This window comes from Sulfurimonas aquatica (genome assembly GCF_017357825.1).
GTDB lineage: Bacteria > Campylobacterota > Campylobacteria > Campylobacterales > Sulfurimonadaceae > Sulfurimonas > Sulfurimonas aquatica.
The window spans coordinates 548,240-572,353 of sequence record NZ_CP046072.1 but is presented as its reverse complement, the minus strand read 5'-3'; the positions used below and the strand labels follow the sequence as shown (position 1 = coordinate 572,353).

The 24,114-nt window shown below is 33.8% G+C and carries 30 protein-coding genes; 7 read left to right on the top strand and 23 right to left on the bottom strand.

Annotated features, from left to right (window positions below; translation table 11 throughout):
• The 3 genes from GJV85_RS02780 to GJV85_RS02770 all read right to left on the bottom strand — a co-directional run bounded on the left by GJV85_RS02780 (position 1) and on the right by GJV85_RS02770 (position 3,004).
• Positions 1 to 1,095: an efflux RND transporter periplasmic adaptor subunit gene (locus tag GJV85_RS02780; RefSeq protein ID WP_207562356.1), complete on the bottom strand. Its 1,095-nt coding sequence runs from the start codon at positions 1,093 to 1,095 to the stop codon at positions 1 to 3.
• Positions 1,092 to 2,372 carry a TolC family protein gene (locus tag GJV85_RS02775; protein WP_207562355.1) on the bottom strand — a complete coding sequence of 427 codons (1,281 nt, stop codon included), beginning with the start codon at positions 2,370 to 2,372 and terminating at the stop codon, positions 1,092 to 1,094. The genes GJV85_RS02780 and GJV85_RS02775 overlap by 4 nt, the downstream gene beginning before the upstream one ends.
• A gap of 71 nt (positions 2,373 to 2,443) precedes the next feature.
• Positions 2,444 to 3,004 carry a TetR/AcrR family transcriptional regulator gene (locus GJV85_RS02770; protein WP_207562354.1) on the bottom strand — a complete coding sequence of 187 codons (561 nt, stop codon included), beginning with the start codon at positions 3,002 to 3,004 and terminating at the stop codon, positions 2,444 to 2,446.
• 181 nt (positions 3,005 to 3,185) lie between these two features.
• Here GJV85_RS02770 and trxA point away from each other — a divergent pair, with 181 nt between their 5' ends.
• On the top strand, positions 3,186 to 3,554 hold the full coding sequence (gene trxA, locus GJV85_RS02765; protein ID WP_207562353.1) for a thioredoxin: 369 nt from the start codon (positions 3,186 to 3,188) through the stop codon (positions 3,552 to 3,554).
• Between the two features lie 399 nt (positions 3,555 to 3,953).
• Positions 3,954 to 4,388: a hypothetical protein gene (locus GJV85_RS02760; RefSeq protein ID WP_207562352.1), complete on the top strand. Its 435-nt coding sequence runs from the start codon at positions 3,954 to 3,956 to the stop codon at positions 4,386 to 4,388.
• A gap of 89 nt (positions 4,389 to 4,477) precedes the next feature.
• Here the strand turns inward: GJV85_RS02760 and GJV85_RS02755 are convergent, their stop codons facing one another.
• Together GJV85_RS02755 and GJV85_RS02750 are read right to left on the bottom strand one after the other, a co-directional pair.
• On the bottom strand, positions 4,478 to 4,903 hold the full coding sequence (locus tag GJV85_RS02755) for an Hsp20/alpha crystallin family protein (RefSeq protein ID WP_207562351.1): 426 nt from the start codon (positions 4,901 to 4,903) through the stop codon (positions 4,478 to 4,480).
• Positions 4,904 to 4,915: 12 nt separating this feature from the next.
• A complete protein-coding gene (locus GJV85_RS02750) occupies positions 4,916 to 5,368 on the bottom strand; it encodes an Hsp20/alpha crystallin family protein (RefSeq protein WP_207562350.1) in 453 nt (150 codons plus the stop codon).
• Between the two features lie 115 nt (positions 5,369 to 5,483).
• Here GJV85_RS02750 and GJV85_RS13750 point away from each other — a divergent pair, with 115 nt between their 5' ends.
• Positions 5,484 to 5,615 carry a hypothetical protein gene (locus GJV85_RS13750; protein ID WP_255550560.1) on the top strand — a complete coding sequence of 44 codons (132 nt, stop codon included), beginning with the start codon at positions 5,484 to 5,486 and terminating at the stop codon, positions 5,613 to 5,615.
• 13 nt (positions 5,616 to 5,628) lie between these two features.
• Here GJV85_RS13750 and GJV85_RS02745 read toward each other — a convergent pair whose 3' ends face one another.
• The 14 genes from GJV85_RS02745 to GJV85_RS02680 form a co-directional block, all read right to left on the bottom strand.
• A complete protein-coding gene (locus GJV85_RS02745) occupies positions 5,629 to 6,453 on the bottom strand; it encodes a tetratricopeptide repeat protein (protein WP_207562349.1) in 825 nt (274 codons plus the stop codon).
• Between the two features lie 107 nt (positions 6,454 to 6,560).
• Positions 6,561 to 6,896 (bottom strand): hypothetical protein, encoded by a 336-nt coding sequence (locus GJV85_RS02740; RefSeq protein ID WP_207562348.1) that lies wholly within the window; start codon positions 6,894 to 6,896, stop codon positions 6,561 to 6,563.
• Between the two features lie 155 nt (positions 6,897 to 7,051).
• Complete coding sequence (locus GJV85_RS02735) at positions 7,052 to 7,936, bottom strand: GGDEF domain-containing protein (protein ID WP_207562347.1); 885 nt, start codon at positions 7,934 to 7,936, stop codon at positions 7,052 to 7,054.
• Between the two features lie 110 nt (positions 7,937 to 8,046).
• A complete protein-coding gene (gene soxZ / locus GJV85_RS02730) occupies positions 8,047 to 8,352 on the bottom strand; it encodes a thiosulfate oxidation carrier complex protein SoxZ (RefSeq protein WP_207562346.1) in 306 nt (101 codons plus the stop codon).
• Positions 8,353 to 8,398: 46 nt separating this feature from the next.
• Complete coding sequence (locus GJV85_RS02725) at positions 8,399 to 8,851, bottom strand: thiosulfate oxidation carrier protein SoxY (protein ID WP_207562345.1); 453 nt, start codon at positions 8,849 to 8,851, stop codon at positions 8,399 to 8,401.
• A 32-nt stretch (positions 8,852 to 8,883) separates the two neighbouring features.
• Positions 8,884 to 9,222: a cytochrome C gene (locus tag GJV85_RS02720; protein WP_207562344.1), complete on the bottom strand. Its 339-nt coding sequence runs from the start codon at positions 9,220 to 9,222 to the stop codon at positions 8,884 to 8,886.
• A gap of 14 nt (positions 9,223 to 9,236) precedes the next feature.
• The gene (locus GJV85_RS02715; RefSeq protein WP_207562343.1) at positions 9,237 to 9,542 is read right to left on the bottom strand and encodes a c-type cytochrome; all 306 of its coding nucleotides are present in this window, start codon (positions 9,540 to 9,542) and stop codon (positions 9,237 to 9,239) included.
• Between the two features lie 77 nt (positions 9,543 to 9,619).
• Positions 9,620 to 10,810, bottom strand: coding sequence for a sensor histidine kinase (locus tag GJV85_RS02710; RefSeq protein ID WP_207562342.1), 1,191 nt, complete (start codon positions 10,808 to 10,810; stop codon positions 9,620 to 9,622).
• A complete protein-coding gene (locus tag GJV85_RS02705; protein ID WP_207562341.1) occupies positions 10,767 to 11,438 on the bottom strand; it encodes a response regulator transcription factor in 672 nt (223 codons plus the stop codon). The genes GJV85_RS02710 and GJV85_RS02705 overlap by 44 nt, the downstream gene beginning before the upstream one ends.
• A gap of 30 nt (positions 11,439 to 11,468) precedes the next feature.
• The gene (locus GJV85_RS02700) at positions 11,469 to 11,978 is read right to left on the bottom strand and encodes a shikimate kinase (RefSeq protein WP_207562340.1); all 510 of its coding nucleotides are present in this window, start codon (positions 11,976 to 11,978) and stop codon (positions 11,469 to 11,471) included.
• Between the two features lie 61 nt (positions 11,979 to 12,039).
• A complete protein-coding gene (locus tag GJV85_RS02695) occupies positions 12,040 to 13,956 on the bottom strand; it encodes a transglutaminase TgpA family protein (RefSeq protein ID WP_207562339.1) in 1,917 nt (638 codons plus the stop codon).
• The gene (locus GJV85_RS02690; RefSeq protein ID WP_207562338.1) at positions 13,925 to 14,797 is read right to left on the bottom strand and encodes a DUF58 domain-containing protein; all 873 of its coding nucleotides are present in this window, start codon (positions 14,795 to 14,797) and stop codon (positions 13,925 to 13,927) included. Before GJV85_RS02690 ends, GJV85_RS02695 begins: the two co-directional genes overlap by 32 nt.
• Positions 14,763 to 15,680: an AAA family ATPase gene (locus GJV85_RS02685; protein ID WP_207562337.1), complete on the bottom strand. Its 918-nt coding sequence runs from the start codon at positions 15,678 to 15,680 to the stop codon at positions 14,763 to 14,765. The genes GJV85_RS02690 and GJV85_RS02685 overlap by 35 nt, the downstream gene beginning before the upstream one ends.
• Positions 15,681 to 15,717: 37 nt before the next feature.
• Positions 15,718 to 16,377, bottom strand: coding sequence for a ferritin family protein (locus GJV85_RS02680; RefSeq protein WP_207562336.1), 660 nt, complete (start codon positions 16,375 to 16,377; stop codon positions 15,718 to 15,720).
• A 162-nt stretch (positions 16,378 to 16,539) separates the two neighbouring features.
• Between GJV85_RS02680 and GJV85_RS02675 the strand changes: the two genes are divergently transcribed.
• The 3 genes from GJV85_RS02675 to GJV85_RS02665 all read left to right on the top strand — a co-directional run bounded on the left by GJV85_RS02675 (position 16,540) and on the right by GJV85_RS02665 (position 17,647).
• A complete protein-coding gene (locus tag GJV85_RS02675) occupies positions 16,540 to 16,923 on the top strand; it encodes a group III truncated hemoglobin (protein ID WP_207562335.1) in 384 nt (127 codons plus the stop codon).
• Positions 16,924 to 16,952: 29 nt separating this feature from the next.
• Complete coding sequence (locus GJV85_RS02670; protein ID WP_207562334.1) at positions 16,953 to 17,195, top strand: hypothetical protein; 243 nt, start codon at positions 16,953 to 16,955, stop codon at positions 17,193 to 17,195.
• Positions 17,196 to 17,275: 80 nt separating this feature from the next.
• Complete coding sequence (locus GJV85_RS02665; RefSeq protein ID WP_207562333.1) at positions 17,276 to 17,647, top strand: rhodanese-like domain-containing protein; 372 nt, start codon at positions 17,276 to 17,278, stop codon at positions 17,645 to 17,647.
• Here the strand turns inward: GJV85_RS02665 and GJV85_RS02660 are convergent.
• On the bottom strand, positions 17,637 to 18,287 hold the full coding sequence (locus tag GJV85_RS02660; RefSeq protein WP_207562332.1) for a CDP-alcohol phosphatidyltransferase family protein: 651 nt from the start codon (positions 18,285 to 18,287) through the stop codon (positions 17,637 to 17,639). The genes GJV85_RS02665 and GJV85_RS02660 overlap by 11 nt on opposite strands.
• A 130-nt stretch (positions 18,288 to 18,417) precedes the next feature.
• Between GJV85_RS02660 and GJV85_RS02655 the strand changes: the two genes are divergently transcribed.
• Complete coding sequence (locus GJV85_RS02655) at positions 18,418 to 18,861, top strand: FAD synthase family protein (RefSeq protein WP_207562331.1); 444 nt, start codon at positions 18,418 to 18,420, stop codon at positions 18,859 to 18,861.
• Between the two features lie 38 nt (positions 18,862 to 18,899).
• On the opposite strand, the gene GJV85_RS02650 is transcribed toward GJV85_RS02655, so the two are convergent.
• Genes GJV85_RS02650 through GJV85_RS02640 form a run of 3 tightly spaced genes read right to left on the bottom strand, consistent with a single transcriptional unit; the run spans position 18,900 to position 23,768 of the window.
• Positions 18,900 to 19,511: a pentapeptide repeat-containing protein gene (locus tag GJV85_RS02650; RefSeq protein ID WP_207562330.1), complete on the bottom strand. Its 612-nt coding sequence runs from the start codon at positions 19,509 to 19,511 to the stop codon at positions 18,900 to 18,902.
• Positions 19,504 to 21,528, bottom strand: coding sequence for a dynamin family protein (locus tag GJV85_RS02645; RefSeq protein WP_207562329.1), 2,025 nt, complete (start codon positions 21,526 to 21,528; stop codon positions 19,504 to 19,506). The genes GJV85_RS02650 and GJV85_RS02645 overlap by 8 nt, the downstream gene beginning before the upstream one ends.
• The gene (locus GJV85_RS02640) at positions 21,528 to 23,768 is read right to left on the bottom strand and encodes a dynamin family protein (RefSeq protein ID WP_207562328.1); all 2,241 of its coding nucleotides are present in this window, start codon (positions 23,766 to 23,768) and stop codon (positions 21,528 to 21,530) included. The genes GJV85_RS02645 and GJV85_RS02640 overlap by 1 nt, the downstream gene beginning before the upstream one ends.
• Positions 23,769 to 24,114: the final 346 nt, after the last annotated feature.

Genomic DNA, 24,114 nt, shown 5'->3' with positions numbered 1-24,114 from the left:
CTAGTTACTTCCTATAATGCTAACTTTTGAGTTTGGTCTTAGTTTTGCCATGTTGCTTACTACTATTTTCTCACCTGCGTTTAGTCCCTCTACAACGATTGCATTACCATCTTTTACAAGAGCGATTTCAACTGGCCTCATACTAAGTGCACCCTCTTCGCCTATAACATACACAACAACCGCTTCAGGTGTTTTTATAAGTGCGTACTGTGGAATAATTGCTACATTTTTATAGCTAAAACCATCAAGTTTTATCTCTGTAAAAGAGCCTATCACTAGATTCTGACTTTTATTTTTAAATGTGGCTCTCACTAAAAGGGTATCTGTTTTAGCATCTAACTTAGCAGCGATAAAGTCAACTACTCCTCTATATAATGTGCCAGCTTGCATTAAAGAGACCTCACTGCCTACTTTAATCTGTGAACGATACTTGAGTACATCACTGTTTGGAAGAGAAAACTCAGCATATACAGGGTCAAGTGCTGTAATAGTAGTTAGTGTTGAGTTAGGTGTTGAAATATAAGTTCCCTCATCACTCTTACTAATGCCAATCAATCCGCTAATAGGTGCTTTTATCGTTGTATAGTCATACTCTATCTGTGCTTTATCAAGTGTCGCTTTTGCACCTTGAAGCTGTGCTTTTGCATCATCATTTTGATATATAAGGGCATCATACTGTTGCTGACTTATCGCCTTGTTTTTAAATAGGTACTCCCCTCTTATAAAGTCTTTAGTGACTTTTTCAGAGTTTGCTTGAGCTTTTTGTTGTGTTGCTTTTGCTGAGTCTAGTGCTGCTTTAAATTCATTTTTTTGAATCTCATACAAAACAGTGCCTTTTTTGACAAAACTACCCTCTACAAAATTCTCTTTTTCTAAAACACCATTAATCCTCGCAACAACTTCTACCTCCTTGAAAGGTTTGAGAAGTGCTGAGTAAGTTTTTGAAAAAGTAGTATCTTCAAGCTTTACTTCGTAAGCCTTTACCGGCATAGGTGGCATCTCTGTTTTTGCCTCTTTTACTTGTGGTTTTTCTTCTTGTGAACAACCTACTAAAAACAATCCTAAAACTGCTAAATATAATGCTAAATTTCTCATCTAAAATACTCCTTAATTATATGTCCACTATAAAAAAGCACTTCTGCTTTTTTAATTTCTAGATCATTTTTGGCTTTTTCATAAACACGTTGTGCATTGAACTTTTCACTTAGAGACTGTAGGTAAGCCACATTATCTATGGCCCCATTTTGGTACTTAAGTTTGATAAGTTTATATGTAGCAGAGGCTGCATCGAGTGTCGCTTTAGTAGCTGCTATTTTTAGTTTTATAATCTCAAGCTCTTTTTGAGAGAGACGATAATCTACGTCCGCCTTATTTATCTGGTGTTCAAGAGATGCTTTTTGACTTAAATACTCAGACTGTTTAGCCTCATAAGCCTCAGTTCTTGCTCCAAAATCAAAAACATTCCATTTTAGATTAAGTGATGCTACATTTTGATTACTAACGACAAAGGGGCTTTTGTTAGCATTATCAGCAAAGTAATAATCCGAATATGTATATGTGTTGTCTAAGTAAAGTGTTGGAAGGTTTTCACTTTTTGCAGTTTGTGCATCATACATAAGTGATTTAGTTTCAAGTTCTAAAATCTTAATATCTGGGCGCATCTGAACTTTTTGTGTCTCGCCCATATCGATAGATGAGCCTGCATCGACTTGAGTTATATTTTTCATAGTGTAGTACTCTAATGTATGTAGTATTCTAGCAATATCAAGATCAATCTCATTTAAAACTACTTTTTCTAGTTTTACTCGCGAGTCGATTTTATCTACTTCATCACGTGTAACAGAGCCTATTTTATAGTACATCTGAAGTCTTTGTAGTTCTGCTTCGAGCTGTTTTATCTGCTGGTTTGTTGCCTCTTTATATGACATAAATGATAGATAGTCAAAATAGAGTCGAGTGACATCAAGGGAGATGGTATTTTTAACAGATTCTAGACTCTCTTTACTTGCATCTACATTGTAAAGAAGCTTCTCATAAAGTGCATCCTTTTTCCCACCATCATAAAGAGTGTATTGCAGACTTACTGTAGCTCTTAAGGTGTTTTCTGCAGAAGCTGGAGTTTCATTTAGTGTGTTTAAGTAAGAAGCTCCAAGGTTTAGAGTGGGAAGGTAAGTACTTTTTGTACTTTGATATGCTTTTTCTCTAGCGGTTACACTAAGAGTTGCCGATTCAACTAGTCTGTTTTTTTGAGAAATTTCTACGAGTTCTTCTAAATTGTATGAGTAAAGAAAAACAGGACACAACAGCAGAACAAAAGTCTTTACATGCGATTCTTGCGATATAAATATTGATGATTTTTTAATATCATTCATAGGTTGCCTTTTATATATTCTTTTTATTTAAAAATTCTTCTATTACTTGTTTATATGTTTCAAGGGATAAACTACCTTATCATGCTCAATATATTGGTGATAATAGCATTACTATCTTCTTTTGATTGATTGTACTTTCCATAAACATGAAAACCATGGATTAGGGTCACAAGAGTCAAGGCCATTGATTTAGCATCTCCATTAAAATCCCCATTTATAGAGGCTTGTTCTAAATTTATTTGCATTTGTAAACGAACATTCTCAAAATAATCTTTTGGAATATTGTAAGTTTCTTCATGCATAAACTCTTTTTCTCTCATGGTGTTCGAGAACAAACACCCTTTAAAGTTATCATTAAAACTAAAAGTTTCAAAGAATAGTTCAATCCCTTTTTTCCCAGGATTGTTTTTCAAAACAGCTAGCTTTCGTATAGACATTTTTGAATAATAATTCTCAAGAGCATCTTTAAATAGCCCTTCTTTATCTTTAAATAAAGAGTACATCGTGGCACGGTTTAATCCTGTATGTAAAACAAGTTCACCCATAGAAACACCTTCGTATCCTTTTTGCCAAAACAATTGCATCGCACTATCAAGAACTTCATTTAAATTATATTCTATTGGTCTAGCCATTTTAAATCTCCATGTTCAAAATTATAGAACAATGATTCTGTAATGTCAAGAGAGGATAATTTTACATCCTTGTTAAATAATTGTATACTAGCACTTATATAAAAAATCAATAATATATCACAAGCTCACAGCTACTCAGCTCAACCGCAGCATAGTGAGATCTTACTTAGGAATATGAAATATGGCATCTATAGATTTAACACAAGAGACTTTTGATGAAACTCTTGAAAATAACGACATTGTAATTATCGACTTTTGGGCAGAGTGGTGTGGTCCATGTAAAAAATTTGCACCAATTTTTGAAAAAGTAGCTGAGGCTTACCCCGATGTACTCTTCGCTAAAGTAAATACTGAAGAGCAACAAGCACTAGCGTTAAAGTACAATGTACGTGCAGTCCCAACCTTAATGGTTGTTAGAGACGGCGTTACTTTACTTAATACTGGAGGAATGTTGCCTGAAGATAAGTTTGGCGATATGATAGCACATGTAAAAAACCTTGACATGGATGAGATACGTGAAGAGCTAGCCCAGAATGAAGATGACGACTAAATAGATAAACAATAATATTCATAGGCAGTTATATATTTCTTATTAACTGTCCACTCTCTTTTGAACTCACTCTCTCTTATACAATCTCATTTTAAAATATTTGTTATGTTACTATTTACCAAAGCCTTATAGAATTAGACTCAAGTTTAGTGAGTTGAATATATTAACTTTAATATTAGGAGGATCTAATGGAAAATTATTTATCTATGCTAACAATTTTAATGTTGCTTACCATTTATACTATAGTAGTTTTCGTTAGAACATACTACTATGAAATACGTTATATAGTTTATGAATTTTGGAAAAATTTAATCAATCAATTTAAAATTAAAAAGTATTTACAATAAAAATCTATCTTTAATCTTCTTGCTAAACAGACTTTATAGATAAAGGTAACTCATGAAAAAACATATTTCAGTACTCTATGGATTAGTTCTAGTTGGTAATATTTCACTTGCTCTTATTATCGTTACGAAAGTTCAATCTAGCACAAATACATTGCAATCAGAGAGTAAATTAACCTTTGAGAATAAAATTAAAGAGCATTTAGTTTCTAAAGGCTTGACTGCTACGAATTTGCCTATTCAAATACATAATAGTGACGAAGAGATAAATCAAGCAGTAATGCTCCTTAGCAGTCAATTTAATGTTAATGAGCAAAGATTTATTGAAGTACTTTCTAATCGCATCTTGCAGAAAAAAAGTATTGATATAAAAAATACGGATAATTTAATCGCTATTGCGCAAGTATGTAATGGTGGATACATCTCATCAGAAACACTTCAACTAATACATGAGTTTACAAATATAAAAAATGAAGTTATCTTAGTATAAACAATCTTTATACTTTAAATCTAGGAGTGTGAAAATTTTCAACTCCTATCTTATTTTGAATAATTATCTTGAGTATGGCTTTTCTCTTTTTATTTAATGGATATGCTCTTTGGTTTTGCTTTTTCAGTTTTCTGCAGTTCTATCTCCAGTCGGCCATCATCAAAACTAGCGCTTACCTGTTCAGTATCAATATTTTCCGGAAGTGCAAAACGCCTCTCAATTTTTCCAAATGAGCTCTCACAAACATAATAACTATCACTACTAAGCTCATTTTTGTAATGACGCACAGCGCTCACTATTAAGAGATCTTCTTCAACTCTCAGGTCGATATCCTCTTTTTTAACACCAGGTAGATCAACCTCAATATGAAAAGCGGCATCCTCCTTTTTTGCTAGGTTTGCAAAAGGCAAATGACTTGCCAAATTGTCAAAAGCTTCAGAAACTTTTTTACCAACAACCTCTACGCCTTTTTCTATTTCAGAACCAATGTCTTTAACTTTATTTGTTATTTCCATAATATTCTCCTTTTATTTTATAGTGATTTTTTTCACTTTATCTACTGAAGATTTTTCTAGTTTAGGCACTATCACTTCTAGAACACCATCTTCATTCTCTGCATGAATATTTTCAATATCGACTCCTTCTGGAAGTGAAAAAGAACGAGAAAATGAGCCAAAACTACTTTCGACTTTGTAGTAGTTTTCCTCTTTTATCTCCTCTTTAATTTTTCTTTCGCCAGAAATAATCAGTCTATTGTCTTCGACTGAAATATCAATATCCTCTTTTTTTATTCCAGGTAAATCAACTTCTACATGGTATGCAAATTCACCCTCCCTTGTATTTATAGCAGGGCTGAAGTCGGCATTAAGATTACTACCTTCACTTCTTGGCGCATAGTCATCTAGCATACTGTTAAGAAGGTCAAAGCCTCTCCTAAACTCTCTTATACTTCTTTGTGGGTTATAATGTGTAATAAACATAACGAACTCCTTTGTTTTATTTACTCAAATTATAAATGATATTTTTTCAAAGTTCTGCCCCTTAAGTAGCATAAATTCTTGTTTTGATAGTAAGGTTTTTATGAAGATGTGATAGATGCCAATAGTTGTGATGATAAATATAGCTACATGTGAAGAGTCTCAGGAGGGTTGTGTAGATTATTTTTCAAAATGTGATGAGACTTTTGAAAAGTGTCTCATATCCGAGCAAGAATCCCCTTCAGAATAAAGTTTTAATGATTTTAAATAGTGACTTCTTTAAAATCTTTTAGATTTTTGATTTTTGAGAAGGATGGCTCTTTTTGAATTTCTTCTCTAAGGTTTGGTGCCTTTTCTAGAGCTATTTTTAAATCTTCTATTGCTTCAGAGCTATTACCCAATATCGCATTTGCACAAGACCTTTGCCAATAGGCATAACCATATTCTGGATCGATGTTTATCGCTTTATTACTTAGGTTTAATGCCCATTCGCATTCATCCAAATCTAAAACGGCATCCGCCTTATAAGCATAAACCTCGGCATCTTCATCATGTATTTTCAAAATCTCATCATATATATCTATTTTAGATTGTGGGTTTGACTCAAGATTTGCTCGCATCCAAAGTGAATGAGCGATATGAGTATTAGAAATCATATTTTGATTGTTAATAATTTTTTGCGATTGCTCACTTAAACGCACTTGTAGTTCTTCTAATTCTGTATGATATTTTAGAGTAATAGCCTCAACTCTCTCTTCTATCATCCTTTCAGTTTTTCTTCTAATATCTCTCAAGGAGTTCCATCCACCAAAAAATAGGATTGATGTTGCAGCTGCTATTATATAAAATATATTTCCTATCGTATCGGTAAGATACCTCGCGGCTCTATCTGTTTGTTCTACTTTTGACCTAGCGATTCTCTCTTCTACATCTATTCGGGTTTGTTGATTATCAATTCTAATGGATTTTAGCTCATCCAAAATATAGCGTTCCATTAAAGGTCTCTCAAGCATACTTTTACTTTGTGAGTTATCTTCTGCTTGAAGCAGTAATGGAGTGGATAGAGTTAGAAGAAGTAAACTTAACATATAACGGCTAATTACTCTTTGTTTATTGAAAAAAAATATGATTTTCACATCCTTACATTAATGTTTTGTCGCATCTTAGAAATATTGTGACTCTCAAAGTATAGACTTTAAGCGCAGCCACAACCTGTGCCACAACTCTCATCATCACTCTTATCAGTAGCTTCAAGAGTCCAGTCATCAGTAGAACCACAGCCAACGTCACAAGTTACACCTGTACTACAACCAGAGACAAAAGTAGCGTTTAAATCGACTTTAATTATAAAGGTGTCATTTTCGCCTACTTCAGGGTAAAAAGTATGTCGGCCACAAAACTCTTCATTCATAAGTTCAACTAGAATATTAGCGTATTTATAAGCTTCTTGTTGTGTTTGAAACGTACTATTGTTTGTGTACTCACTTTTTTGAAAACACTCACACTCTTTTTGCATTTGTACTGTATACATAAGCTATTTCCTTTAGAAAATTAAATTATGTAATTATAGTTATTATAAACAAAATAAAGATGCTTCTTAAAAAGTAGTTGTTGTTTGTAAAAGTTTTTTTACTTTGGTGTAAAAAGTTATTAATTAAGTAAGGAATAGCTTACAAATAAATAAAATTACTTTGCATATTCAGAGCTATTTTTACCAAAATGCTTAACATGATACATAGCTTTATCTGCGAGTATTAGTAGTTCATCCAAGTCACTACTATGTTCAGGATAGAGGCTAATTCCTATTGAAACACCTATATTACATACAGAATCTTTTATTTTAATGGGGCTTGAAACTGTTTTAATAATACGTTCTGCCATAATACCAGGCTCATCATGGGAGGCTATCTCAGTTAGTAAAATAACAAACTCGTCACCACTAATTCTCCCAACTGTATCGGATTCTCGTATACAACTCTCCAGTTTTCTAGAGACTTCGTGTAAAAGTTCATCTCCAATATTATGTCCATACTTATCATTTATACTTTTGAAGTCATCCAGATCTATAAACAGTATTGCAAAAGAGTGTTTCTTTCGCTTTGAAATTGCTAAGGTTTTTTCTAATCTCTCAAAAAAGAGAGCACGATTTGGGAGTTTAGTTAGAGGGTCATAATGTGCTTGGTACTCAAGTTTTTTTGTCTCTTCAATCCGAGTAGTTATATCTCGGTTTATACCAAGCGCGCCTATCATCTGTTGCTTATCATCAAAAACGGGAATACATATTGATTCTAGCCAACCTATATGACCATCTTTATGTAAGTACCTGATTTCACCATTCCATTTTCCATATTTTTCAACTGAAGAGAGGACAAGCGAGGTGATAGAATCACTATCTTCAAGAACATGGAGTATGCTTGCAGGCTGTCCAATAGCTTCTTCTTTGGTATAACCATAGAGTAATTCAGAACCACTATTCCAGTCCGTAATAATCCCCTGACCATCTGTTACAACAACAGCGTCAAACAGGTAATCAAAGGCTTTTGCACGTAGCTCTAATATATTTAATTCCATTACTTTTTACCTTAAGTTATGTTCTTCTTAAATATTATAGCTACTTATATTGCCTTGAATCTTAAAGCAATGAGTTATTGTTTTAAGTACTACCTTGCATACAGTTAAAATTATTTAATTTTACTCTTACCTTTACCTTTATTACCTTTACGGTCTATCCATTCCATTACAAGTTTGTCGCCTTTAGCGCCAATGCCTTGAAATTGAAACTTGAAGATTGGGTTTTTAGATAAAAACTGAGAAGTTGAAGCTTCAAATACAGTTTCATTACCGATTTTAGCACTCATATACGTAATAAAGTTTGCATCATCTTTGTTACCTGTTTTCTTTTCCATCTGGTTGTAAGTAGTCATGTCATGTTTAGCCATACACTTAACTTTAACAACGCCATTTTTTAATTTTGCTTTTACTTTCATTATATATCCTTTAACTATTTTTTTCTATTTTTTAGATGTGAAAGTTTTAACCTTCACATCCACCAAGAGCAACGTCTAGAGTTTTCTTAGCTGCGTATAGCTTTCCATCTTTACCTTCAGCAACGATAGTGATAGTTCCTGATTTTGCCATTTTGATTTTTATAGAGTAATCATTTTTACTATACTTGTTTAATGTATAAACGCATACGGCAGCTTCAGGATTTGCATCTTGAAACACTGCGATAGTTTTAGCGTCTTTAGACGTACCAAAATCAACAGGTATTGCTCCACCATTACTTGCAACGTCCGGAGCCGTTAAAGTAACACCTTCCATAACTAAGTTAGTTGAGCCATACATTGCTTTGATAGCGTCGTCAACAGTGTGCGCAGACCATACAGTTGGTTTAGTTTTTCTAAAATCTTCTGCTCTTACGCTTGCAGGAACAGTAGCTAAAGCTAACGCGCCTAGAGTCATACTTAAAAATTGTCTTCTTTGCATAATATTTCCTTTATTTTTTTATAATTACTTTATTAACCACAAGATGGAACTTCACCATCTGATGCATACTTCCAAACGAAATCATACAGGTTAGTAATGTCTTTTTCTTTCATCTTTTTCATTTTCTTAACGCCACTTGGACAAATAGATTTGAATTCATCCATTAACTTACCAGAAGACTTTAGCCCTTCCCACGATTTACGATCATGTTTAGTTGCGAAAACCGCACCATTTTTAAGACCGTCTTTTTTACATACTTTTAGTTTTTTAAGGTAATATTTCTGACCTTTTTTAGCATCTGCTGATGCAACTGTTGAACCTACCGCAAGTATCAATGCGCTTGCTAATACCGTTTTTAATAAATTATTCATACTATTTCCTTTATCTATTTTAGTGTTTGTATATGTTTTGCCAAATCTTCAATCTGCTTATCATTTAAAGCTGCAACTTGACCTTTCATAAGAGCCTTCATCGCTCCACCATATGTTCCTTTCTTGTAACCTTTTAGCGCCGCGATAGTCTTAGTCGCGTCCCAACCTTTAATAGCTGCAGATTTACCTAAAGCTTTTTTTTCACCTAATGCACCATGACATACGGAACATTTTTTATATAAGTTAGCTCCATTTGCCGATAACGCCGTTAGTGAACCAACTACCGCTAAACCTAATAAGACTTTATTAATTGTTTTCATTTTCTTCTCCTTAATTTTCTTATAAGGGTAGTATATAAAATAATTGTGGAATGATTGTGGAATTAAAAAAGAGGGAGTTAAAAAGTGATTGTGACTTCTGTCCACTTATCTAGTTCTGATTTTATGTTTATACTCAAATGGTACTCACTGCATATCATCTTCACTATATTCAAGCCAATGCCAAAGCCACCAACCGTTGTATCAAATCGTGCATATCTATCAAACATAGAATCAAGATGCTCTTGCTTAATACCTCGACCCGTGTCTTTTACGCTAAGACGTTTTGAATCTAAATGAATATAGATTGAACCACTTACCTTATTGTACTTGATGGCGTTTGAAAGAATATTGTCTATGAGTTTTGAGAGTTTTTTACTATCGATGTTTAATACCACTCCTGACTCTAGAGTAGCTATAACTTCTATTTTTTTCATGTTTGCTAAAATTGAAAAATACTCCACTCTCTGCTCTATTAGTTCTTTTAACTCTATATCTTGGTTATCTGATATGATTTTATTGTTTAATACTAAGTAGGTTAAATCATTATATATATTTGATATTGTCTTCGCCCCTATATCGATTCTATTGATGATTTTTAAAAGATACTTATCCTCAATAGAGTCTTTGTCTATCAGCTCAATATTTGTCATAATCGTACTTACTGGAGTATTTAACTCATGCGTAGTATCTTTTATGAAAGTGTCTAGAAGTAAAAGAGTCTCTTTCATTGGTTTTAAAAAAAGATTTACTAAGAAGTATCCAAGAACTAACATAAAGATAAAAAACAAAGAACTATAAAGAACTATATTCTCTACAGTCTTATTCAGCCACTCTTTATCATCAATAACCTCTACGACAATATATTGAGTGTTTAGATAAAACTTTTGAGGCTGGGCGACATATCTAATCTTTTTGCTATTAGTATACGTCACCTCTGTTAATAGCTTTTGCGGGTCAGGTAGGGTTGAATAGATAAGTTTATAGTCCTCTCCATATAAAGAGGTCTTAAACTTTTCATCTCTTGGATAAACGAGAGTATTTGTTTTGTCATTTTGTAACTCTTGGAGTAGTGATAAAAAATTATTTGTATACTCATCTAGGAGTATTGTTCTTTGGCTAATGGCCAACTCTTTTTGCATAGTATAGTATAGAGATACCGTTAAGCCTAAAATTACTATTGTAAAAAAAACATATAAAGAGAGAAGTCTATATAACGTCTTTTTTTCACTTTGTGGTAAATCTATATCCAAGTTTTTTAATACTGACAATTTTTTCTTTTCCTAAATACTTTCGTAAATTTTTTATATAAGTGCGCAAAGCGCTCTCACTTATCTCTTCTCCATACTCCCAAAGATTTTCGTAAATCGTCTCATGGGTAAGAAGAGTCTCTCTATTTTTTAAAAAGAGTTTTAGTAGCTTCGCATCTTTGTTGTTGAGTTGTACCTCATCACTGCCTATAGTTAGTAGGTCGCTCTGAGTGTCATAGTAGATATCCGTGTCAATTTGTACTTTATCACTAGCGTTATGAAAAAAATCTCTTTTTAAAATCGTATCTATTCTTAGTTTCAACTCTTTTAACGCGAATGGTTTTCTTATATAATCATCACAACCGCTATCATACCCATTTTCTACGTCACTCATTGAGTTTAAAGATGTTATAAAAATGGCAGGCACACTTGATCCCTGCTCTCTTGTTTTCTTGAGTATCTCAAAGCCATTTATATCGGGGACGTTAACGTCTAATAGCAACAAATCAAAACTATTCTCATAAATAGCGTCTATAGCACTATTGCCATCATATACGGAAGTAACGCTAAAGCCAATACTCTCAAGATAATCGACAATAGTCTCATTTAACGCCAGATCGTCTTCTAGTAGCAAAAGTTTCTTTTTCATAATTAATTATATCCTAGAAAGAGCTAGAAGTTATAAAACTCTTTGGTCTAAAACATAATCTAGCGCGACATGTATAAAGGTCGGTATGCTTTGATTTGCGTCTACTCTAAAGTTTGCAAGCTCTTCATATCTTCCTATGCGTTCTTTAAAGAGACCCTTTGCTCTAGATTCATCATGAAGCAGAGGGCGTTTAGCACGTTCTTTTGCTGGTAAACGCCCAAGTATCACGTCAAAGTCCGCATCTATGTAAATGATAAGAGACTTCTTTGATATCTCACTGTAAATAGGCAATCCACCGCCAGTAGCTATCACTTGACCCTTATTTTGAGTTAACTCATTTATGCATTTTTGCTCCAAAGAGCGAAAATACTCCTCTCCCTTGTCAGCAAAAATCTCAGAAACGCTACAATTTTGCTCTTTTTCAATAACCGTGTCAACATCAACAAAGGTTTTACATAGGTGACGTGCTAGAACTTTACCAACGCTAGTTTTGCCACTTCCCATAAAACCTATCAATACTACATTATCATATACTACCAATGCTTCTCTCCTTTTACTCTTTTTGTAAGTGTGACTATACTAAAACACTCTTTATTCGGGGTTAGTTATTTTTCTTTTTTAAAGAGCTTATTAATATTTTTATTTCATACTTTAATGATTCTAAATTTAACTCTTTATCCTTCTTAGAGTATTTCAGTTCATGATAGGCATTACTTAAACTTTTAGTGTCTAAGCCTCTACTCTCTTGTACTTTTAAAAGAAACTCTCGCATAGGTTCACTCTCTTTTTTTATCAGCTCATGGCGCTTAAGAGCTTTGAGCAGTTTAGCTACCTCACTCATAAGCTCATCTTTAGCTCTAGGAGTTTTTATAGTTATATATAGTATAAACACTAGGATAAAAAACCCACCAATCGATGCGACAAATTTTGCAACATAAAGGGTGTCGTTCATAAGTTTATTGAGTATACTCAGCTGCTTGGCTCTGTTGTAGTCTAATATCCAACTATCTATTACATACTTTGCATACATAAAGTTCAGGTTTATGGTTTCAAAGAGAGTGTTTTTTGATACTACTTGAGATTGGCTTTCTTGCCTTGCACTCTGCATAGCTGTAGTAGTAGGATCAAACCTCATCCAGCCCCTATCATCTACATAAAGTTCAACCCAAGCATGTGCATCAGAGCTCTTGACTAAGAGGTAGTTTTTTATCATGTTTTCCTTACTAGGTCTAAATCCTGTAACGATTCGAGAGGGAATCCCAACCAATCTTGCACTCATAGCAAACGAAGAAGCAAAGTGAATGCAGTATCCATTTTTTGCATCAAAAAGAAATGAGTCCATAAAGTTGTCTAAATCAATGTTTTTTGGCTTTAGAGAATAGAGTATTTTTTGCCTTTTAAAAAAGTTCATTAATCCTACTGCCTTTTGTATGTCACTTAAGTTTGAGTTTTTTAACTCTTCTAAGGCTTTATATGTTTGAGGGCTATTCCTTACGTCTACGTCAAGCGTGTTAGATAAATCTTTTGAAACTAACTTATAAGACAAGGCTGCATCTAGTTTGTATCTTTTTTTATTATAGATAGGTTTTATGGAAGAGAGTGTATAGTCGCTTTTTAGAACTGTTTTTTCAACTGCTTTAGTTGGCATATCTAGTGGGTATATCCACTCTTTTGCATGTGGATAGAGTGTAATGTCGTAGTTAATGATATTTTTTGCTTTAATCAATCTATCGGTTTCTCTGTTTTTTGACTCTTTAAGCCAATCGATTCCATTTTGTTTGTAAAGTGTCGCACCTCTAAAGTATAAACTATCATCAGATATATTTTCATCTTGAAAATAGACTTCCATCACTACTCTGTTTGATGGTCGCACTTCATCCGAGGACAGATGCATCTCATCGTTATATCCACTCGATAAATAGCTATCTGCTTGAAATCCAAAGTCAGATTTTTGAAATGAGATACGAGGAAAAACTAAAAACAAAATCACAACTATGGGAAGTGCTAAGACAAAGAGTTGGGAAGTAAGTTTGATAACGTCAAGCAGTGTCGTGTTCATTCTACTCCAAATGTTTAAAAGAGTAAAAACAAAAAGCGTGAAAACTGTATAGAGTAACATAGTGATTGATTCAAAAAAGAAGAAACTGAGTAACATTAAAAACGCGGGAGAGAGTTTTAAATAGACATTAATTTCTCCTGTAGTTTTTTGAAGCGTTACTGCATAAATGAGTAAGGCACTCACTAAAGATACAAAAAATTGCATTCTAGAGAAGTTTGAGAAATTATAATCATTGAAAAAAGAGAGTGCTATGAGAATAGCACCAGTCAGCATCAAGATATACTTATCTTTACTAGAGTTATGTTTCTTCATAATAACAACAAGAGCTATAAATATATACAAAATCATGAAAAATTTCATAACAAAAAGATGTGGAACTATAGATAAGATTATAGCTATATCTAAAAGCTTAGATGATGAGGGCACTCTAGAACTGAGCAATTGCTTGAAGGATTTCATCTGTACTCATTTTTTTAGATTCTAAGATGTCGCCATTTAAGTTTATCGTAAAATCAAATCTATTTTTTTCACACTCTAATACCCAAAGAGTTAGTTGTGAAAGCCTCTCTTCATTAGTTCCAGTCATTGTCTTAAAATCAAAATATAGCTTTTTAGTCTCATCTTCATATAAAAAGTTTTTTACCATTAAGGTGTCATTTTTTGCTAAAGATGCCCAATGAATATAGGATGTGCTATCGCCTTGATTAAACTTCTTAACGCCATCAAACTCATCTATTTCGCCACTCATGGAGTTGTTCTTATTATAAAACTTAAAAAGTGATATGCCTTCTGGCTTAGCATATACGATTACCTCTTTGTTTATCTCAATCTCTTTGAACTTAATCTCGTGAGGGAGTGGAAAAAAAGAGTGCATTTTTATGTTTGATAGAGAGTGCTTACCTCTAGTGTCAAATTTTTCTTCTAATGATATGGTCTGAAAATGGTGTGGTTTTATGGACTCTATATGTATCTCTTTTTGCTTACTTGTAAGAGTTATATCATAGGATGGATATTCATACTCATTTACGATTGAGAGTTTATAAGTCGAGGCACTCCCCGCAAAAAATCTATCGTAAGATAAGAGTCTCCCTTTAATATGATAAATATTATAAACGCCATACATAGATGATGCTCCAGCTATGCCAACTAGAAAGAAAAGAACTAAAAATACAATATTGTAATTATGCATATAAGCTTGTAAAAACAGACCTACTATAGCGACAACAAGAAAAAGAAAGTACTTAGTAGGTTTGTTGTTTACGCTTCTAAATATCGATATGTAAGTTTTTAATGATTTCATCTACAATCTCAACTGGACTCTTCTTATCACCTTTTGACTCTAGACGATGATGAGTAATATATGGCAAGACTTCTAAAACGTCAGAAGGCAAAACATAGTCTCTAAGAGATATCATAGCCCATGCCTTTGATATCTTTAAAAGCGTTATTGCCGCTCTTGTTGAGAGTCCTTTTACGTAAAGCGAGCTCTCTCGAGTAAACTTTAAGATTTCTTGGATGATATCTAAGATCTCCTCATTTGCATACATCTCTTCAAACTTATTTTGAAGCAACTCTATCTCTTGCATATTTAATGATTTTAAATCATCTATGCGATATCTATTTTTTGAAGACAAAATCTCTCTCTCGGCGTCAAAAGAGGGATAACCCAAGGAGAATGATATTGCAAATCTATCTAGCTGAGATGAGGGAAGCATATATGTACCGATCTCTTCATAAGGGTTTTTCGTAGCTATAACAAAAAAAGGTCGAGGCAGATCAAAACTCTCCCCATCTATACTAACCTGCTGCTCTTCCATCGCTTCTAAAAGTGCGCTTTGAGTTTTTGATGAAGCGCGGTTAATTTCATCCGCCAATAAAAACTGAGAAAATACAGGACCTTTTTTAAAACTAAACGTTGACTCTTTTGTATTATAAAAGTTTACGCCTATGATATCTGAGGGCAAGAGATCATTTGTAAACTGAATACGGGAGTACTCTAAACCCATAACGTGAGAGATAGTCTTGGCTAGAGTGGTCTTTCCAACGCCGGGAATATCCTCTATTAAGAGGTGCGAGCCAGATAAAAAAGTGGCGAGAGAGAGTTTAATCTGCTTCTCTTTACCTATAATTATCTTTTGACTCTCATCGAGTACTTGCCCAATTAAACTTTCATAATCTTTCATAGAGACCCTTTTATATACAAAACTATAACGCTAATATTTATTTTTTACTATTTAAACGCGACTGATACTCCTGGGGATGTTTACATACCGGACAAGTTTTTAAAGCTTTTTTTCCGTAGTGAACGTGTCCACACACTTCGCATATCCAAGCTTCTTCTTCATCTTCACTGACAAACTCAGAACCACTCTCAAGTCTCTCTAAAAGCATTTGAAACATTTTCTCATGCTCTATTTCAATTTTTCCTATCCCGCTAAAGAGTCTTGCCGCTTCTTTATGCCCTTCATCCTCTGCAATCTTTGCAAAATCAGGATACATAGTAGTATTTTCATACGACTCGCCATCTATTGCCAACTGAAGGTTCTCTTTTGTATCTCCAAATTCATCTTCACTGCCACTTGTCATTCTGTTGTTAAGCGCTAACTCCATTTTTGCATGCTTTTTTTCGTTATTTGCAGCTCTTTGGAAATGCTCGGCAATATCTCTATAACCCTCTTTTTGCGCTACTTTAGCAAAGTATTCATATTTGTTTCTAGCTTGGGATTCACCAGCAAAGGCTTTCATCAAGTTTACTGACGTTAAGTTCTCCGTTATCATCTCCATAGCTTCTCCACAACAGTGAAGCTCGCCTCCACCAACACTCTGCACTTCTACTATATTTCCACATTTATTACATCTATATGTCTCATATTGTCTCATAATTAACTCCTTTTTATTAGCTTAGTATAACGCTTTTAATAATTAACGTTTGTTAATTAATCTGATGATAAAATAGATTCTCATCTATTAAAGAGGTGCTAAATTAAATAAAAGATATACTTTCACAATTATATAACTAGTCACTAAAGGTTCAAGATACGAATGCTAAGCAATGAAATAACAAAAGAAAATTTAAATACATTAGTCGTGAAGTTTTATGCAAAAGTAGTTAAAGATGATTTAATCGGGCCAATATTTATAGATGTGCTAGGTAAAGATTTAAAAAGTGAAAAGTGGAAAGTGCATATTGAGTTATTAACTGATTTCTGGGCTTCTATAGGTCTAGGCGACTTTGCATATACGGGTAGTCCTTTCGCTCCTCACATGCAGTTTGAAGATAGATTGAGTGTAAAAGCTTTTGAGCGATGGTTGGAACTTTTTTTCCAAACGCTAAATACGATTTATGAACCTGAAATCGCTCAGCGTTTTCTCTCTCGAGCTAGACAAATTGCAAGTAACTTTATCCGTAACTTAAATATTAGCTAGATATACTTCACTCAAAATATTGGAATACAATGAATCAGATAAAACTATCAGTAAATGATGAAAACTTAGAAACGATACTTATGATTTTAAATAATTTAAAAGAGGGCTTGATTTTAGAAATTGAGACCAATGGCAAACCAAAGGCTAAAGCTACTCAGTACCAACCAAAGGCCAATACTATCATAAGAGAAGAAAACTCGGGAACCAATGATACAAGTGGCAAATATTTGAACGCTTCAGCTTATAAGAAAAGAGTAAAGAGTAAAAATTAAGCGTATCTTGAATGGTATAACTTTCCTATTTTAGTATAATTACAAGAACAAACGCTTCCATACAAATTCAAGGCATAATTTTGAAATATCTTTTAACAAACATACTCTTTTCACTCTTCATCATTAGTAATTTTACAGGCTGTAGCAGCGTTGATGATGCTACCATAATAGCAGCTCGCAAAGCGGTAGAAAATGGAGCAGTAATTATCGACGTGCGTACCTATCAGGAGTATAGACGCTCACATATACCCAACGCTATAAACATCCCTGTGGAGGAGCTTTTTAAAACTCTAAGCAGAGTGCCTAAAAACAAAGCTTTAGTACTCTACTGTAGAACAGGAAGCAGGAGTGGCGCAGCGGCACAACTCTTATATCAAAATGGATATACGGTTTATGATGTTGCAACGCAGAGCGACTACAATAGAGAAGTCAAAGAGCCTGTTAAAAAATAAGTTTAGACCCATAAATCAATGTGATAGTAAGAATGTAAGTGCCAAGTAGCCAAACGTTTCTAGGGTTGCCTGAGAGTTTTGGCGTTTTAATCTCTGATACGTTTAAAACTGCAAGTCCAACTCCACTAAGATATAAGATGATTGTAAACATATCATGACTTACAAAACTCTCTAGTAAAAATACAAATACTAAAATCAGACTATTATTGTCAAGAGCGAGTCCAGTATATTTTGTTCCGCCTGCTAGACCGTATGTACTAAAATAACTTAATCTTACTGCCGCAGCCGCTATCATAATAAAAGCTCCAACTAAATAGAGTGGCTCAAACTTTCCATAACTCAAAAGTATAATTGCGGGAGTAACGCCATAACTTACTATGTCTATTAAAACGTCAAGTTGTCCTCCAAATTTTGCATCGGTAGAGGTTCTTCCTTTGAGTTTTCTAGCAACTAGACCATCAGCCCAATCAAAAGCGACGGCCCACACCATTGCAATCATTGAGATGGAGTAATTTTCTAAAATTGCATAATATATGGCAAGTAGCGTACAGGCTAATCCTGCGAGTGATAAAAGGTTTGGTATATCCTTTATGTAAGAGAGAATACTAGGTTGTGGCAATGTAGAATTTCTTGTTGACATTATAAGTCCTTGTAAGTGGCGAAAGCGTTGTATTTAAATTATTAATTTAATCGACCGAAGACTTAATTATAAAAAGCTATTATAACTAAGATAACTTATTATTAAGATGGCTTATCGTTAAAGGAAATTAATGATTGTATATACCGTAGGCACTTTCGATTTGTTACATGTTGGTCATTTAGCTTTACTAGAGTACTGTAAAACTTTAGGTGATAAGTTGATAGTTGGCGTTGCGTCTAATGAAGTAGTAGGCTCATACAAAAGAAACGTACCGGTAATCCCACTTAACCAAAGAATGGAAATGCTAAAAGCTTTAAGCTGCGTGGACTCTGTCGTATCTTATGACAAGCTTGAGTATGTGACTAACTGTAAAGAGCAAAATATTGATATATTTGTAATTGGAGAAGACTGGGGAGATAAACCTCATAATATCGCAGTAGAAAAATACCTAAAAGCACAGGGTAAAAAGATTATGCAAGTTAGTTATAATCCACAAACCTCATCTACAAAGATAAAACAAAATGTCATTGCCCAATCCCACAAGGGTAAATATGTCGCACATATAATTGAGTAAGTTAGAATAAAACCACTTAAGCTACTAAACTAAGAACACTAGTCAACTAAAACAATCCCCATACTCTCTAGTAAATAGAGAGCTTCATATCTACTAAATCGAGTGCCTTGAAGATAATTATTTTTAAGGTCGATATGCGTGTTGCTAGCGTCACTAAAGTTAGCGTACTCTAAATGAGTGTTTTCAAAAAGAGAGCCTTTAAAATCACTCCCACTAAAGTCCGCGTTTTTAAACGATCCTAGACGAAGGTCAAGCTCTTTAGCACTACACTCTTTCATCTCAACGCCATCCATCGAGATTCCATAAAAGTTGCTATCGTTGAGTATACACTTGTAAAACTTCATCAGATCATTAGTTAAAAGACTTTTCCAATCACACATAGTCCAGTCAATGCCCAACATCTTAGACGACTCAAAAGTACACCCACTAAGCTTAGAGTCAGTAAGCCTCATTACGCTCATGTTACAATTTTTAAAATGACAATCAATAAAGCGACATGAACGCCATAGAGTCTCACTAAAATCGCATGAGATAAAACTACACTCTTCAAACTCTGCACTTTTTACGCTCTCACCACTGATCTCAATTTTTTCAAAATCTTCTGCAAAACAGTCCAAACCATCTACTATCACCACAGCACTCTTACTCATTACTTTCCTTGTTAAGTTTTATATCTTTAAGCTCTTTTATCTTCTGTTCATATATCTCTTTTTTGGATGTAACATACTCTATTTGCTGAGTATTTACCTCTAGGAATTCTTCTTTTGATCTCTCTATGGTTTTAAAAAGATAGTTTCTTTTTGATGTCAAAAAAGCCTCTACCTTATCAAATGAAAAACTCTCTTTTACAATCTCCATTATCTCATCTGAAGTTGGAGTACTTAGTGAGTACTTTAGAGGGTCCTTCTCAAAAGAGGTAGTTTGTATATCTATCTTCTGTTGTATCAAAAAGATAGCCTCCTGCGTTACCTGCTTGTATGAAAAAGCAAACGCCCCATGGAAATATGCAAAGTTTTTTTGCAAATAAGTTATGTTAGTAAGAATAAGCCTATGGTAAGGGAGTATAATATTCTCATAAGCCTTCGAGACGAACTGCCTTGTATTTGCAAACTCTAAGTCAGAGGCTATCTCTCTATGTTTTTTTATTAGTTCATAAGGCTCTTGCCATAACTGTATAGCATATTTTAGAATTCTAAAGACGCCTTTAAGATCTTCACTACTCTGTTTTTCTATACTTTTAGAGTAAGCAAGCGCACTATTTATCTGCTTATCTAGAGATTGATTATTGTAAAAAAGAGCGCTCATAATCGCTTCTCCATCAACATAAGTGCTCTCATAGTCATAGCGTTTAATGCTACTTTGTGCAAATATACCCTTCTCTACTTTATAATAGCTCGATTGCTTCTGTTTTATATTTTCATATATAGCATCTCTTACAGATTCAACGATAGACTCCATCTGCCTATATGTGAGACTAAGCGCCTTGGAGTGTTTATGCGTAACAGAGTCAAAAGCAACTAAGACTTCACTCTCTTTACTCTTTAAAATTTCTACCAAACTCTCATAAACGCCAAGTATGCTCTCATACTCTTTAATGAGAATATCACATATATCTTGTAACTCTTTTTTTATAGAGTACTCTTTAGAAGCCTTGGCCTGTGGCCTAATCGTATTTTCTATAAAATCAAGTACTTCAGAGATATTTGACTCTTTCATAAGCTCTTTGTCTTTGGAGTTATCTTTGTTTTGTATAGCTTTAATATTTTCAGAGTATATTTCAAACTCTTTTTGAAAAAAGGATAAATCATCCTCGTTTTTATAAAGTTTACTGGTTTCGTTAAAAGATTTTTGCATACTAATGAGAGCGCTGTTTATAAGTACATCTTTTTGATTTACGCGCGAGTCAAGTGCTTGCTTTGCGGATATAGGAATAACTTGCACAAAAAAATCTTTAAAATTCATCTGCATATACCCAACCGTAGTCTCTACTTGCTTAGAATCAAACTTATCTTTTTGGTTTAAAACGCAGAGTGATTTATCTTTGAAGTTTTCTAGATACTCACTGAGTACCTGCGATTCACTCTCCTTACCTGCGTTATCTAGAAGCGTAAGCCAAATAATACCATCTACGTCTCTAAGTATCTTTTTTGTTACCTGAGTATCACTGAGTGATTGAGAATTTAGCCCTGGAGTATCAACAAAAGATATATCTTTTAAAATTTCCATCGGTGCGTAAAGCGTAATGTACTTTACGTCTTCCATAGAGTATCGCTGATCAGTAAAGTTTGAAATACTCTCTAGGGGATGATACTCATCTGCTCCGTTATTGTAGGTCACTTTGAGTTTATACTCATCTGAGTAGTTGATGTAGTTTACTTTTGAGGTTACCGGAGTTATCCCCGTTGGAAGAATGTCTTTAGAGAGAAGCGCATTTAAAAATGTTGACTTTCCAGATGAGAACTGTCCAACAATCGCGACTTCCATAGGGTATGTGCTACGACGAAGAAGTTTGTTAAAAAGAGACTTTAGTCCAACTGATGGAAGAAATTTTTCATCAAGCAATAGTTTCTGCTTGTGTTTAATCTCCCCGCTTATGGTATCATCAAAAAGTTCCTCATTAAGATAAGTCTCTTTGTACTCTCTAACTATATTTTGAAGATGCTTCATTAAGAGTACCTCTGCAAAATAAGCTCTATATTTTTTATTTTTTCATAAATTTCTAAAGACTTGAGCTCTTTTGAATTTACATTTTCTTTAAGTAGTTTTATATGATTATTTAGCATATTTTCACTTTCTAATAGGCCCTCTTGAAGTTCAGTTATTGGTCTATTAATAGTTAATATCAACTCATTGAGTAACTCTTTGCTTAATGTTTTCGCCTTTACTTTTATCTCACTCTCAATAGAGATAAACTCATCTTTAATTATAAGAGCTAACTCTTCATCCACGTTTAGTAGTTTTTTCATAGAGGCAATGCCTAAAAGTTTTGAGACTCTTTGTAGTAAAACTTCATAGTTAGAAGTTAAGAAGCCATTCTCGTAAGATTCAGCAAATATTTCTTGATGTTCAAATGCACTAAAACTACCCTCTTTCATTTCATCTATCTCATCATACTGTAGTCTAATTATCTCCGAAATTTCTGTTGATTTTTTAACAAACTTATAACGGTATTCTCTAATGATATCCATCAAACCATGCTTAAGTGCACTCTGAATAATTCTTTGAATATCTTTTAGCTCTGGTGTCGCCTTTTGTTTTTGCAGTGTGTACTTTGTCTCATCAATTAAACGTTGTCTAAGAACGTTCTGGAGTGATTTCAACTCATTTTCTAAGAAGATTTGTAGTCTTGTAAGATAATTTGAAAGTTCTACTTCATAACCACTAATCTGCTGCTTAAGCAACTCAAAACTCTCTTGCTGTTTGACTTTTTTTGTTTGTAGTTCATTTAACTCTTCATCTATCTCATCTTCGCTTTTAAATAGTAGCGAGTTCTCATATTTGAGTGCTTCTAGCTCTTTATTTATACTCTCTTTTAAACGACTTTTTGCAGAGTGGATTATAAGTGAACTACGAGAGTTCTTTTTTCCAAAAAGAGTCTCTTTGATATAATCTTCTATCTCCAGTATACCCGTTTGTTCTAAGCTATAGCCTGCGTTTATTGCCTCTTGACTTTTTTGCGTCTTATGAAGAAGGGCCATTTTTCCAGAGAGTGCAATAAAGTGCAGCGTTTGTAAAATATAATCAAGTTTGGCGTCTTCATTTTGCTCATAAAGTCTTCTTGCGATAGAACTTTTAGTATACTCAATAACCTCAGACACATCCTCTTTAGAGACCATGTCAACGCGAGTTATAACTATAAGGACCTTGGAGACGTTTTGGTATAAAACAGCATCAATGATAAACTCTATGTCTTTAAGAGTTGCGCTCTGACTTACGTTCATAAGATGAAGCATTACGTCACACTTTGATAGATACTCCTTGGTGATCTGCTCTCTTTGAATTACCGTGTCATCCAAACCAGGAGTATCTACGATTTCAATGCCCTCTTGCAAAAACTCTAAAGACGTTTCTAGTTGCACAGACTTAACAAGGTTTGATTTTTTGTCATTTGCAGAAGTATACTCACTAAGACTCTCTATTGATATATCATCAACTCGAGTCTCTTTTAGTATGTATTCGTCCAACATATCTTTAAAATAGTTCTCTGTCTCACTCACATATCTACTCATCGCCTTTATACTCCGAGCGCTCTTTACAATAGAGCCCCACTCCTGCTCATTCCAATAGAGTACTTTTGCAGATGGCGTTTGTGAGTACTTCACGACAGTAAGATTGGCAGTTTCAGGAACTACGCTTGTTCCAAGTATCTCTTTGCCCATAAGGGCATTTAACATAGTAGATTTACCTGCGTTCATAACGCCCGTAATTCCTATAGAAAATGTTTGAGAGTTCAAGTACTCTTCTATAGAGTCTAGTTTTTTTGAAACACTAAAAAGTTTTTTCAACTCCTCGATAGTGACTAAAATATCCTTTTTATCCGTATGAAAATTTTCATACACATGTGACTCTTTTTCACTTCTATTTTTTTTGTTTAAAAGTGATGGATCAAAGAGCGAGATAAGCTTTTCGTAAGAGAGACTATCAAGCAGTGACTCCTCTTTTAAATAGTTAAATGCAGAGTGTAAATGATGAATATTATTTTTACTGCTATGCTTATCAAAATGTTTTATTATGGAATTTTGTAGGCTGTAGAGGGAGTCTATGTTTTTTACTTTTTCATCAGTAAGAGTACTCATAAGTGGAGAAAAACTCTTCAGATTTAAAAAAGTCTCCAAAGTTTTTCTGTTTAAAGAGAGGAGAAGAGCTGAGACTTCAAAAAAAGTCTCATCATCTATTTTTTCATCCAATTCTTTTATTTCATCTACTTCAAAACTAAGACCATGATAAAGTAAAAAATAGTTACTTGATAAGCTGATAGGAACTCCATTTCGTATAATGATAAACTGATTATATCAGATTAGCTCAAAGATGAAAACTCCATAAAAGATTCACCTTACTTATTACAAGCTTTTAAGTACCCCTTGTACTTTGTATTTTATTCAGATATACTGTGACCAAGAAAAGATGATTCAAGTTACATCTTTAGTCTGCTTTATATTGCTAACTTCTTGTTTACAGTACATTCACCCTAAAAGAAAACTTTATATTAGATTTTTATCACCTTAGAGATATGGTGTACTCAAACAAACAAGG